General features: G+C 42.3%; 12 protein-coding genes. 2 read left to right on the plus strand and 10 right to left on the minus strand.

Annotated features, from left to right (window positions below):
- Positions 1-8: 8 nt before the first annotated feature.
- The 6 genes from sufD to ABVF55_RS09190 all read right to left on the minus strand — a co-directional run bounded on the left by sufD (position 9) and on the right by ABVF55_RS09190 (position 7,122).
- Positions 9-1,271, minus strand: coding sequence for a Fe-S cluster assembly protein SufD (gene sufD / locus ABVF55_RS09165; RefSeq protein ID WP_070590541.1), 1,263 nt, complete (start codon positions 1,269-1,271; stop codon positions 9-11).
- A gap of 66 nt (positions 1,272-1,337) precedes the next feature.
- The gene (gene sufC, locus ABVF55_RS09170) at positions 1,338-2,108 is read right to left on the minus strand and encodes a Fe-S cluster assembly ATPase SufC (RefSeq protein ID WP_003004238.1); all 771 of its coding nucleotides are present in this window, start codon (positions 2,106-2,108) and stop codon (positions 1,338-1,340) included.
- 134 nt (positions 2,109-2,242) lie between these two features.
- On the minus strand, positions 2,243-3,400 hold the full coding sequence (locus ABVF55_RS09175; RefSeq protein WP_042760185.1) for a glycosyltransferase family 4 protein: 1,158 nt from the start codon (positions 3,398-3,400) through the stop codon (positions 2,243-2,245).
- The gene (gene mecA, locus ABVF55_RS09180; protein ID WP_049473266.1) at positions 3,397-4,134 is read right to left on the minus strand and encodes an adaptor protein MecA; all 738 of its coding nucleotides are present in this window, start codon (positions 4,132-4,134) and stop codon (positions 3,397-3,399) included. The genes ABVF55_RS09175 and mecA overlap by 4 nt, the downstream gene beginning before the upstream one ends.
- Before the next feature lie 135 nt (positions 4,135-4,269).
- Positions 4,270-5,106, minus strand: a complete 837-nt coding sequence (locus ABVF55_RS09185; protein WP_445285263.1) for an undecaprenyl-diphosphate phosphatase — start codon at positions 5,104-5,106, stop codon at positions 4,270-4,272.
- Between the two features lie 108 nt (positions 5,107-5,214).
- The gene (locus ABVF55_RS09190; RefSeq protein ID WP_445285264.1) at positions 5,215-7,122 is read right to left on the minus strand and encodes a DUF2207 family protein; all 1,908 of its coding nucleotides are present in this window, start codon (positions 7,120-7,122) and stop codon (positions 5,215-5,217) included.
- Between the two features lie 117 nt (positions 7,123-7,239).
- On the opposite strand from ABVF55_RS09190, the gene ABVF55_RS09195 reads away from it, so the two are divergent.
- Positions 7,240-8,802 (plus strand): ABC transporter substrate-binding protein/permease, encoded by a 1,563-nt coding sequence (locus ABVF55_RS09195; protein ID WP_445285265.1) that lies wholly within the window; start codon positions 7,240-7,242, stop codon positions 8,800-8,802.
- A complete protein-coding gene (locus ABVF55_RS09200) occupies positions 8,802-9,542 on the plus strand; it encodes an amino acid ABC transporter ATP-binding protein (RefSeq protein WP_003010256.1) in 741 nt (246 codons plus the stop codon). Before ABVF55_RS09195 ends, ABVF55_RS09200 begins: the two co-directional genes overlap by 1 nt.
- A 119-nt stretch (positions 9,543-9,661) precedes the next feature.
- Here the strand turns inward: ABVF55_RS09200 and ABVF55_RS09205 are convergent, their stop codons facing one another.
- The 4 genes from ABVF55_RS09205 to ilvC all read right to left on the minus strand — a co-directional run bounded on the left by ABVF55_RS09205 (position 9,662) and on the right by ilvC (position 13,334).
- Positions 9,662-9,877 (minus strand): capsule biosynthesis transcriptional regulator, encoded by a 216-nt coding sequence (locus tag ABVF55_RS09205; protein ID WP_003004771.1) that lies wholly within the window; start codon positions 9,875-9,877, stop codon positions 9,662-9,664.
- Between the two features lie 108 nt (positions 9,878-9,985).
- Complete coding sequence (locus tag ABVF55_RS09210) at positions 9,986-10,879, minus strand: SPFH domain-containing protein (RefSeq protein ID WP_003004210.1); 894 nt, start codon at positions 10,877-10,879, stop codon at positions 9,986-9,988.
- Positions 10,880-10,989: 110 nt separating this feature from the next.
- On the minus strand, positions 10,990-12,240 hold the full coding sequence (ilvA, locus tag ABVF55_RS09215) for a threonine ammonia-lyase IlvA (RefSeq protein WP_045759134.1): 1,251 nt from the start codon (positions 12,238-12,240) through the stop codon (positions 10,990-10,992).
- Between the two features lie 71 nt (positions 12,241-12,311).
- Entirely contained in the window at positions 12,312-13,334 is a 1,023-nt protein-coding gene (ilvC, locus tag ABVF55_RS09220; RefSeq protein WP_445285266.1) for a ketol-acid reductoisomerase, read from the minus strand.
- Positions 13,335-13,351 lie beyond the last annotated feature (17 nt).

Here is a 13,351-nt window from a genome sequence, read left to right on the forward strand (position 1 = left end):
GTTTCTCCTTAGCGTTGAGATAACTTTTCTTCGATGGTGGCAATCATTTCATCACGTACTTCTTTAACTGGAATTTCAACAATAACAGATCCCAAGAAACCACGCACCACTAAGCGTTCTGCTGTGTGTTGATCCAGACCACGACTCATGAGGTAATACATATCTTCTGGGTCCACTTGACCGATCGATGCAGCATGGCCTGCTGTGACGTCATTTTCATCAATCAAGAGGATTGGGTTCGCATCTGAACGTGCTTGATCCGATAACATCAAAACACGGCTTTCTTGCTGAGCATCAGCTCCTTTAGCCCCCTTGATAATATGACCAATTCCGTTGAAGGTCAAGGTTCCTTTTTCAAGAATAACCCCGTGTTGCAAGATATTTCCGATCGAGTTGCAACCAAAGTTGGTCACGCGGGTGTCAATTCCTTGCACCTGACGACCGCTTGATAAGGCAACGACTTTCAAATCTGCATGACTTCCGTTTCCAACCAAGTCACTATCAAAGTCCGCAACCACATTTCCTTCATTCATAACACCGATAGCCCAATCAATGCTGGCATCCTGTCCTAGTTTCCCACGTCGACTGATGTAGGCTGTGACATTTTCACCCAGGCGGTCAATCGCCGCAAATTTCACTTGGGCACCTGAGCGGGCAATCACCTCAACCGTCACATTCGCAGTTGCTGTTGCTGAGCCATCACCTTTTGATTCCAAGCGTTCCAAATAGCTGAACTTGCTGTTTTTGCCTGCAATAATCAAAATGTGTTTATTGAAAGGTACATCACTGTCGCTATCCTGGTAGAAAATGCCTTCGATTGGTTCTGAAATTTCGACGTTATCTGGAATATAGAGAACAGCCCCACTATTAAAATAAGCTGTGTGGTAAGCTGCTAGTTTATCATCGTCGTATTTAACTGAAGACATAAAGTAGTCTTCCACCACCTGCGGAATTTCTTCTAGAGCAGTATGGAAATCTGTGAAAAGGACTCCTTGGTCTGCCAAGGCCTGTGGCACCTGTTCAAATACAGTTTGGGTTCCAACTTGGACCAATTTTAAGTTTGAATCGAGGGCTGTAAAATCGGGAACATTAGCAGAAGCCTCGCTTTCTGTGATCGTCCCATCTCCAAGATTCCAGCGGTGGAATTTGACACGTTCAATGGCTGGCAATTCCAACTGATCGATCTTGTCAAAAGCTTTTTTTCGTAAATCTTGCAGCCAGCTTGGCTCAGCATGCAGTTCCGAAAAGAGGGTAATATTTTCAATACTCATTTTTTTCTCCTAATAAAGATACTATCTGTTTGATTTTATGACAACATTAGATCACTTGTCATCAGGTTATAGTTCTTCTTTATAGTCGTAACCGAGTTCTTCTGCGAGTTGGGCATATCCTTCACGTTCCAAGCGTGCAGCCAATTCTGGTCCACCTGAAAGCACGACACGACCTTCCATCATCACATGAACGACGTCAGGAGTAATATAGTTCAACAAACGTTGGTAGTGGGTGATGATCATCGCTCCAAAACCTTCACCCCGCATTGCATTAACCCCTTTAGATACGACCTTAAGTGCATCGATATCCAAACCAGAGTCAATTTCGTCCAAAAGGGCAAATGTTGGCTCCAACATCAACAATTGAAGGATTTCATTGCGTTTTTTCTCACCACCTGAGAAGCCTTCGTTCAAATAGCGTTCTGCCATTTCTTCTTTCATGTTGAGCAGTTCCATCTTTTCATCCAATTTTTTGATGAAATCACGAATAGAGATCTTCTCGTCCTCTTCTTTACCAGCATTCATGGCTGCACGTAAAAATTCTGCATTGGTAATCCCTGGGATTTCTGAAGGGTATTGCATAGCAAGGAACAAGCCCATCCGTGCACGTTCGTCTACTTCCAATTCCAAGATGTTGACACCATCAAAGAGAATCTCCCCTTTGGTTACTTCATAATTTGGGTTTCCCATAATGGCAGCTGACAGAGTAGATTTCCCTGTTCCGTTTGGTCCCATGATGGCTGCGATCTCACCAGTTTTTAGGGTCAGGTTTACACCTTTTAAAATTTCTTTGCCTTCAATTTCAACGTGAAGGTCTTTAATTTCTAATGTCGACATTGCATTCCCTTTCTTTTTACTTTGAAGTCTAGAAGGTTCTCAAAGCATCGATTCCTTCATCACAAAGTATTTTTTTACCTTTCAAGTATATCAAAAAAAAGCCTAAATGGCTTTTCTTTTGATTAGAACTATTCTTATTTAGTTTTTTCTTTTCGTTTTTGACGAACTTCCTCCCGGTAGGAAGAATTCCCTATATAGCGCAGAAGATTTAACAAAGGACTGTGATGTGGCCCCAGAACCCCGATCAATTCTGCTAACAGCTCTACTCCAAACAAGAGCCCGATCACAAGTAGGACACCCCCAATGCGACTCGAGATGTTGAGCAAGAGAGAAATCAAGGAGAAGATCATCGAAATTCCATAGATCACAAGTACAGTTCCCCGATGTGTCAAGCCCAGAGAAAGAAGTCGGTGGTGCAAGTGATTGCGATCCGGTTTATAAAATTTTTGACCAGAAAGAGTCCGACGGATAATGGCTAAAAAGGTATCTGTAATCGGCACTCCGAGGATAATCATTGGGGTAACTACTGCAACAGCTGTCGCATTTTTCAAACCTTGCAAGGATAAGACAGAAATCATGAATCCGATAAACAAGGCACCAGTGTCTCCCAGATAGAGAATGGCCGGATGGTAGTTAAAGGGAAAGAAACCTGCGATGGACGCAACCAAGACAAAGATCGTCATGGTCAGAAAGAGATTGGGTACTGGAAGAAAGAAATAGGACACAATCCCCATTGTCACTAGGGAAATAATAGAGACCCCACTCACCAATCCATCTAATCCATCAATCAGATTGACCGCATTGGTAATAGAAACAATCCAAATCACCGTCAAAAGATACGATAGCCATGGTTCAAAATGAAGTAAGGGACCACCGAATGGAATCTTAAAATCATTCAGCCGAAAATCTGTCAAAAACCAGACCAGACTCGCCGCCAGCAGGATGCCGATCATCTTTTTCTTGGCAGACAATTCTTTTACATCATCAATCAAGCCTGTGAGCGCGATAATCCATCCCGCTCCTACGACCGGCAAGGTATAGGACAAGTAACTTTTGATTGGTGCGGTGGTGGATGTCAGCATAGGAATAAACACAAGAGTCGCAATTGAAAAAGCAATCACGATAGACAGTCCACCCGCGCTTGGCATGGGCTTGGTATTGATCCGACGCGCATTCGGATAATCCACGGCATCAATCTTAAAGGAGAATAGGCGAACCAAGGGCGTCAATACCAAGGCAATCATAAAAGTCCCAATCAGCACCAGAACAAATTGCAAGGAAAAGGACATCATAAGCTAGCAACTTTCTTCAAATTCTCAATCGCACCAGACACCATCAGTAAGTGGCCATGTTCCTGCAGAACGGCTCGTGTCACTTCTGAATCATCTGCATACTCCCGAATGATGGCCAGTAACCAGGTCGGATATTGAGTTGGTTGATCCTCTGTATCGATCAAGACGGTTAAATAATAATCGGATCCCATTTTGTATAATTCAGAGGTATCCACTGGAAAACTGACCATTTTTGAAAAGGCAACTGCTTGCTGGATATTTGAAAAACGCAAAATGTAATAAATATACTGACTTACTGGTGCTTCAGATGTAGGATCTTGTTCTTGATTGTCACGTAACTCTTCTTGTTCCAAATGGTGAATAGCTTCTGCATCCCCTTTTGTCTTATCAGAGATCGTTTTTTCCAAGGTTTTGATAAATTCATCTGGCGTCATGCGCGACAACTCTTCCATATCAGGAAGATCTGACAAATCCTCAAAATCCAATTGTTGATCAATTTTTGATTTGGTAACAAAAACATCCAATTTATCCGGTTTTGGTGTCACACGAAAGCTCAGCATCCCGCTATCCAGAAAGCTTTCTGGCATTTCGAGTTCATCCAAAATGGCATAGAAAAATTCTTCTGTTTTTTCTTGTGGGACAAGGAAATCAGCAATTTCCATTCCTCGTTCTTCTAAGTCTTCTAGTTGGATCGTGATCTTAATGGTTGAATCACTAATTTGCTTCATCTTCATAGTATAACCTCATACTTCTAGTCTTACTATTATACTAAAAAAATGGATAGAATTCAAAAAAAGGATGCATAGAAAAGAGGTCGGGACAAAAGTCTCCAACCTCAGAAAATAATTTGATCAAGTTCAAGCCTTCTCTTAGAAAATAACACGGAAGAGGCCATACAATAACAAGATGGAACCAAGAATAATACGGTATTTACCAAAGACGGTGAAATCATGATTTTTCACATAATCTGTCAAGAAGCGGATGGCGTACATGCTGACTACGAAGGCCACTCCCATCGCTACCAGTAGAATAAAGAGTTGCCCCAATGCTAGTGAATGCCCGCCAAGAGCGAATTTTCCAACCTTTAAGAGGCTAGCCCCAAACATGGCTGGGATCCCCAAATAAAAGGTAAATTCTGTCACCACTGGGCGGCTAACACCATTGATCAAACCACCTACAATCGTAGCACCTGAACGGCTTGTTCCTGGAAATAGCGATAAAACTTGGAAGAGTCCGATATAAAGAGCGGTTCGATAAGGAAGCTTATGCAATTCCGTTACTGCTGGCTCAACTTGTTCTCGTCTTTCCAGATAGATAAAGGCAATCCCGTAGGTGATCAACATAATCGCAACGGAAATCGAATTGTGGAAATGCGCCTCAAACCAATCGTCTAATTTAAAAACAAAGACAAGAGGGAGCGTTGCAACCGCAACTTTTGCCCATAATTGCCAAGTTCGACGTACTTCTAGTGGAGATTTACCAGGTTTGAAGGGATATAATTTATCGAAATAAATCACCACAACCGCTAGGATCGCTCCCAATTGGATCACGACATTGAACATCTCCATAAAGGCCGGATCTTGATTTTTAAACTGCACAAAATCCTGTAACAGAATCAAGTGACCTGTACTTGAGATCGGTAACCATTCTGTAATCCCCTCGACAATCCCAAAAAGAACCGCCTTGATTAATTCGATCAGAAACATCTTTTTCTCCTAAACTTACATTTGCTCTATTATATCATAAATCTATGGACTGGACCAGGCCTTCTAAACTAGAAGGGAAAGAGCGACCAAGACCATTCTCAGTGCTACTTAGAAGGCACCAAAGCCTCCTCCGCCTCCTCCGCCAGAGAAACCTCCTCCACTACCAGAGGAAACTGTGAAATGACTAGCTGTAGATGCTGTCGATCCATAAGTAGACATGGCATGACTTGAGTGGGTCACATCATGATAGAACGGAGTATAAACGAAGGCGTTTAAGGCTTGATTTTCTAAATGAATATTCCGAAGTTTCATGACCTTTGTGACCTGATCAGCTACACCATACAAGGCCGCATAGACCAATAAGCGATTCCATAGGACCAGAGACTGCAACTCTGCATCGTTGAGGTGGGCAATCTCTTTCAACATCCGACCAAAACTATCCCAGTAATAGCGTTGCTCAGCACCCGCAAGATTGACAACACCATCTCGTAGGCAGGCTTTAAAGACACCATTGAAGCGCACTGGCATAAACCAAAGTGTGAGGATCCCTATCAAACAAGGAACAGAGAACCAACCCATCCCAAAGATGGCAAAGATTTCTGCTCCAAGAGCGATAAACCAAGCAGCCCAACCAAAGAAGAGACTTCGTCTAGCTTGCGCTTCTTCTTTTGCTTCTAAAGGGCGATAGTAGCTTGGCAAATGGAGATCTTCCACCTTGCGATGAACATCTCGGGCCACTTGGTTGACAGCCGTATCAAAACGAGCCTGAGCCTTACTTCCTAGTGAACGAATCGCATCTTGATCTGCTTTTTTGGCATGTTTGTATACATCATCACTGAATTCATAATTCTCAAAGAGACGGTTAACAGGACAGGAAACTTGATCCCCAAAAGCCATATTCATAAAGGAGCGTTCAAAATCATCCACATGTCCATGAGACTTTCTGGTCAAAACGACTTCATTTCCTTGTTGCTCGTAGACAATCACTCCACGATCCATCAGATCCAGCAAAGTAGCTTGAAGCATTTTTTCAAATGTAAATACCGGCGGAGTTGCCTTCTCTTTATTGGTCGGGGAGGCCTCGTCTAATTCAGCTGAATAAACAACCGAACTCATAATCAGAGGTGCAATGTCCTGTGGAATTTCATAAAGACGAGTATCGGTCGGATAGGTCACACCAGGCCAAATCATTTTTTTGAACCGATTGCGGCCCAAGAGAGAAAGAAGCCAGAGTACAATAATGAAGGCTGGCAAGATCCAGTTCCAAAACATGCGTGTCCAGTATTTTTCCTGTTCAATTTTAGCTTGGTTCTTGTGAAATTCATCCAATTTGGTCAATCCCGTATTTCGACCAGAATCATACAAGGTAGTTAGATCTGACTTCAACCAGTAACCATACAACTCCACAGCCTTTCCTTTGCCTAGGTTATAGAAAGTAGCAGAATAGATTCCATCTTCTTTCTTTACAGTCACATCCGGTCCCATAAAGGCTGTATGGATATACAGTTCCGATTGGGCATTAGCTGGTGCAAACTTAGGGATGACACGAAACTGAACTTCGTCCACCTTCTGATCGCCATCAGTAATTGGTTTCCAATTCAACTGCAAGATATCCTTGTGTGAATAAAGAAGATTTTTTAATTTCCATGTGACTTTTATTTTGACTGTATCTTGCGCTACACCACTGTTATAAATTTTCACTCGGTAGCCATCACCTAGATTCGTAATCTCAGGTTCTCTTTGAAGCTCACGACCTTCCACCTCAACCTTTGGCGGTATCTCAATCGCAAAGCCTTGTGGCATGTTCCCTGCCGTTCCTAGGCTAACATACTGCCCTCTATAAGAATCTTTGAAATAATAAACCAGTTCTTCCTCATAGGTGGCGTCGTCCCAGGTGTCCAAGGTCAAGGTTCCACCATAGTAAAGTACATCATAAGATGGGCTAGATGCAAGGACGTTCTGACTAACAAAAAGGCAGGCCAGAAAGGCGAAAATAACATACAAATACTTTTTCATTTGATCACGCTCCTTTGTATTATTATAGCATTTTTTAAATAAAAAGAGGACCATGTTTGAAATGCAGCCTATTTTACTGTACAATAGGAGAAGTTAAAATAAGGAAGAGGAGAAAAAATGAAAAAAACATTATTCGCGCTCTTAACAGGGCTTTTCATTTGCCTGGGGATCACACAGGTTGTTCATGCAGATGACTATTTACGAATCGGAATGGAAGCGGCCTACGCTCCTTTCAACTGGACCCAAGAAGATGATGCAAATGGAGCTGTTAAAATTGACGGTACCAATCAATATGCCAATGGGTACGATGTCCAAATCGCCAAAAAAGTTGCTGAGGAGTTAGGTAAAAAACCTCTGATCGTAAAAACATCTTGGAACGGTTTAATTCCAGCCCTCACTTCTGGTAAAATCGATATGATTATCGCTGGGATGAGTCCAACCGCTGAACGTAAAAAAGAGGTCGCCTTCTCCAAGAGCTACTATACCAGTGAACCGGTCATGCTCGTTCGTAAAGATGGAAACTATGCAAACGCCACTAGTCTAGATGACTTTAAGGATGCAAAGGTCACCTCTCAACAAGGGGTCTACCTCTATTCTCTCATTTCCCAACTCAAGGGTGCGAAACAAGAAACTGCAATGGGTGATTTTGCCCAGATGCGTCAAGCTTTAGAATCGGGTGTTATTGATGCCTATGTTTCTGAACGTCCCGAAGCCCTAACCGCCGAGTCCGCTAATTCTAAATTTAAGATGATTCAATTCAAAAAAGGATTTGAAGTTGGGGAAGAAGATGCGACTATCGCTATCGGGATGAAGAAGGGTGACACTAGAATTGACCAAGTCAATGCCGCACTAGCTAAGATTTCGTCTGAAGACCAAGTCAAACTCATGGATGACATGATTAAGAAGCAACCAGCTTCCAGTGATGCTAGTGATGATAAGCAGACATTCTTTAGCCAAATGATGAAGATTTTAAAGGATAATGGCCCACAGTTCTTACGGGGAACTGGAATGACCCTCTTAATCTCTATGACTGGAACTATCGCTGGGTTGATTATCGGTTTGTTAATCGGTGTCTTCCGGACAGCTCCGATGGCTAAAAATAAATTCCTTGCTGGATGCCAAACTGCCTTTGGTTGGTTCCTCAATGTCTACATTGAAATCTTCCGTGGAACTCCGATGATCGTTCAATCCATGGTCATTTTCTACGGTTCCGCCCAAGCCTTCAACATTTCCTTGGATCGTACCTGGGCCGCTATCTTTATCGTATCAATCAATACCGGAGCTTATATGAGTGAGATTGTTCGTGGTGGGATCTTAGCAGTGGATCCAGGTCAGTTTGAAGCAGCGACTGCTCTAGGAATGACCCATGGACAAACCATGCGTAAGGTCGTCCTTCCACAGGTTGTTCGCAATATCTTGCCAGCAACAGGGAATGAATTTGTTATTAACATCAAGGATACATCTGTTTTGAATGTTATCTCTGTAGTTGAACTGTACTTTACAGGAAATACGGTCGCAACTCAAAACTATCAATACTTCCCAACCTTTACTATCATCGCTGTGATTTACTTCGTTCTCACCTTTACTATCACACGAATCCTTCGCTACATCGAACGTCGCTTAGATTCTGATACTTATACTACAGGTGCCAATCAAATGCAAGTCAATGAGGTGAAATAATGGCAGAAAAAATTCTTGAAATTCAACATTTAAAAAAATCTTATGGTCAAAATGAAGTCTTGAAAGATATTTCGCTCACCGTTGAAAAAGGAGAGGTGATCTCCATCATCGGGAGCTCTGGTAGCGGAAAATCAACCTTCCTTCGCTCCATCAATCTTCTAGAGACTCCTACAGCTGGAGAGATTCTCTATCGTGGTCAAAATGTTCTTGATCCTGAGTATGATCTTACCCACTACCGCGAGAAATTAGGGATGGTTTTCCAAAGCTTTAATCTCTTCGAAAATTTAAACGTCTTGGAAAATACCATCGTTGCACAAACAACCGTCCTCAAGCGCGATCGTGAGACTGCAGAGAAAGTTGCCAAAGAAAACCTTGAAAAAGTCGGTATGGGATCTCAATATTGGGCTGCCCGTCCGAAACAACTTTCAGGTGGTCAAAAGCAACGGGTCGCTATCGCACGCGCCCTCTCAATGGATCCTGATGCCATTCTCTTCGATGAACCAACTTCTGCCCTAGACCCAGAAATGGTTGGGGAAGTCTTGAAAATCATGCAGGACCTGGCAAAAGAAGGACTCACCATGATTGTCGTCACCCACGAAATGGAATTTGCCCGCGATGTCTCTAGCCGGGTCATCTTCATGGACAAGGGTGTCATCGCTGAGCAAGGAGATCCAAAAGAAATCTTTAGCAATCCAAAAGAAGAACGGACCAAGGAATTCCTTCAACGCTTCTTACATTAATCTCTTGAAACAGTTTGCTTACCAGTATGGAAGCAAGCTGTTTTTTGTATCGCTTCTGCTTTTGAGGCATCGAAAAAAACCAGAGAGCAAACTCTCTGGTTTTCAATTGGAACAACAAATTAATCTTCGAATTTTTGATGATTTTTATCGTAAAAATCAATCAATCCAAGTGCCGTTTCGAACGAGATGTTCTTCACTTTTGCACGTCCTTGAGCCAAGGCAATGATAGACATTTCACGGGCATTTGTTTCCTTACTGATACGATACCCTGTGATTTTCTTATCACGTACCCATCCAACAACTGATTCTACTTTTTCAAAGTTCGATTTAGCCATGATCTTTCTCCTATATTATTATTTCCAATACTAATATAAATTTTTTTGCACATTTTGTCAACTAAAATCGCTGAAAATACGAACCTTTTTTAAAAAATGAAAAAAAGTTTACTTTGCTTTCAAGGCTGATAATATTTGTGTACGAATGTTTTCGACGCCATCTGGGTTTGCTGGTAGGAAAATCGTATTATTCCCTTCTTTATCTGCAAAATTATTTAAGGTATCCAAGTATTGGTTGGTTAAGAGAATAGACATGATTTGTTCTTCGGTCAAATCTACATTCGCACCTTTTAACTCTTTAATAGAGTCTGCCAATCCATCGACAATGGCCTTCCGTTGCTCGGCAATACCAACCCCGTGCAAACGGTCTTTTTCCGCCTCTGCTTCGGCAGCAGTAACGATCTTGATCTTGTCTGCTTCTGCCAATTCCTGAGCTGCCACGCGTTTTCTTTGCGCCGCATTGATCTCGTTCATGGATTGTTTCACTTCGGCATCTGGCTCAACTTTGGTGATCAAGGTTTTAACAATAATATATCCATAAGTTGACATTTCTTCTGCTACTTGTTTTTGAACTTCAAGGGCGATTTCATCTTTTTTCTCAAATAATTCATCCAAGGTCAACTTAGGCACAGAAGAACGAAGAGCATCTTCAATGTATGATTTAATCTGTGATTCTGGACGCATGAGTTTGTAGTAGGCATCCTTTACGTTGCTTTCGTTCACTCGGTATTGCGTCGCCACATTCATGGTAACGAACACGTTATCCTGAGTTTTTGTTTCAACCACGATCTCACTCTGCAAGACGCGCAATTGAACACGTGCTGCAATTTTATCGATGCCAAAAGGCGCTCGCATATGAATACCACTGTCGCTAATTTTTTGATAACGTCCGAATCGCTCGATGATGGCAACGGACTGTTGTTTCACCACATATAGTGAGCTGATCACAATGACTCCTGCAACTAGGAGCAAGAATAAAACAAAGATAATAAATCCAGGCATAAAAAGTTCCTCCTTTTAATTTACGCATATCATATCACAAGTCTTCATAAAAAAGCAATATATTCCATAAAAATATATTGCTTAAATAGTCGATTATTTCTGCATGATACTCAGACCAGCATATTATAGAGAGTTTCATTGCCGTTCAAGTTAATGAAAGACGGATCAAAACGCTCGATACGGTTGACCAAGCCTGCATAGTCATGTTTATTTGCCAAAGTAACCCCAATCAAGACAGGGCCTGTTCCCTTACTAGCACGCTTGATGTATTCAAAACGCGTGATATCATCATTTGGTCCTAGGATATCATTTACAAATTCGCGAAGAGCTCCCGGACGTTGTGGGAAATTGACGATAAAGTAGTGTTTGACCCCATCGTAGATCAAGGCACGTTCTTCCATCTCAGGCATACGGTTGATATCATTATTCCCACCTGAGATAATACAACAAATGGTTTTCCCCTTGATGTATTCGCGCAAGATTTCAAGGGATGCCACACTGGCCGCTCCTGCTGGTTCAGCTACGATCCCTTGTTTGGAATAAAGATCAATCAAAGTCTCTGAAATCAAGCCTTCATCGACCCCAACCAAAGTTTCCACATGTTGACGGGTCACTTCATAAGTCAATTGTCCCACTTTTTGCACAGCAATCCCGTCTGCAAACTTATCGATTTCTGGCAATTTGACGGGACCACCTGCTTCAAAAGCAGCCTTCATGGAGCGCGCTCCTTCGGCCTCTACCCCAATGACTTCAATCCGAGGATCCGTTTCTTTGATATAGGTAGAAACACCTGAAATGAGGCCTCCTCCACCGACAGGGACAAGGACAGCATCAAAGGCAATCGATTCTTTTCGAGCTTCCTCAAGAATTTCATAGCCCACTGTTCCTTGGCCAGCCTGTACGTGTGGATCATCAAACGGGTCAATAAAGGTCCGCTTTTCTGCAAGAGTAAATTCTTGGGCCGCCTTCGCTGAAGCGTCAAAAGTATCTCCGACCAACTTGATTGTTACATAATCCCCACCAAAGAAGCGGACTTGGCCGATCTTTTGTTGTGGTGTTGTAATCGGCATGAAGATGGTTGCTGGAATCTTCATTTCATTACAAGTATAAGCCACTCCTTGCGCGTGGTTTCCCGCAGATGCACACACTACCCCACGCTCACGCTCTTCTTTTGAGAGTTGAGAAATTGCAAAATACGCTCCACGAATCTTGAACGAACGAACACGTTGGGCGTTTTCTTTTTTCAAATAAATCTTTGCCCCATATTTTTCAGATAAATAGTGGTCGTATTCAAGGGGCGTATTGACAACGACTCCACTTAATATTTTATGGGCCTTGGCCACATCTTTTGCTGTTATCATTTCATACCTCTTGTGTATTGATCAAAAAAGCAAGCCAGGGTGTCCCAACTTGCTTAGTCTTCTACAGACAATTAGTTGTAGATTTTGAAGGCGTCATCGTCGTTTTGACCAACGAACGGCATCGCTTTACGCAATTCAGCACCAACTTTTTCAATTTCAAGGTTAGCGGCTTGTTTGCGGAAGGCTTTCAAACGTGGGAAACCAGCATCGTGGTCTTCAACGAATTCACGTGCAAATTTACCTGATTGGATATCAGCAAGGGCAGCTTTCATGTTTTCTTTTACTTCTGGACCGATAACACGAGGACCAGTTACAAAATCACCAAATTCTGCAGTATTTGAACATGATTGACGCATTTTCTTGAAGCCACCTTCGTAGATCAAGTCAACGATCAATTTCATTTCATGAAGGACTTCGAAGTAAGCCAATTCAGGTGCATAACCAGCTTCTGTCAAAACTTCAAATCCAGCTTCGATCAAGCTTGTCAAACCACCCATAAGAACAGCTTGTTCACCAAACAAATCTTCTTCTGTTTCTTCTTTGAAGGTTGTTGAAAGAAGACCAACACGTGCTGAACCAACACCTTTTGCCCAATCCATTGCGATGTCTTTCGCGTTACCAGTAGCATCTTGGTAGACAGCGTAAAGTGCTGGTACACCAAATCCTTCAGTGTAAGTACGACGTACCAAGTGACCTGGTCCTTTTGGTGCCACCATGAAGACATCTACGTCTTCAGGAGCTTTGATGTAACCAAAGTGGATATTGAAACCATGGGCAAAACCAAGAGCTTTACCAGCGCTCAAGTTTGGAGCGATTTCATCTTTGTAGATATCTTTTTGGATTTCGTCTGGTGCCAAGATCATGATGATATCAGCCAATTTAGTTGCTTCTGCAACTGGGTAAGCTTCAAATCCATCTTCTTTTGCTTTATCGAATGATTTACCAGGACGTACACCGATGATGACATCGTGACCTGAATCACGCAAGTTTTGTGCGTGAGCATGACCTTGTGAACCATAACCGATTACGGCGATTTTTTTACCATCAAGTGCTGGTACTTTAACGTCTTTTTCGTATTCCATTTGAACTGCCATAAGTAAAATCTCTTTTC

This window comes from Streptococcus sp. KHUD_012 (genome assembly GCF_052588255.1).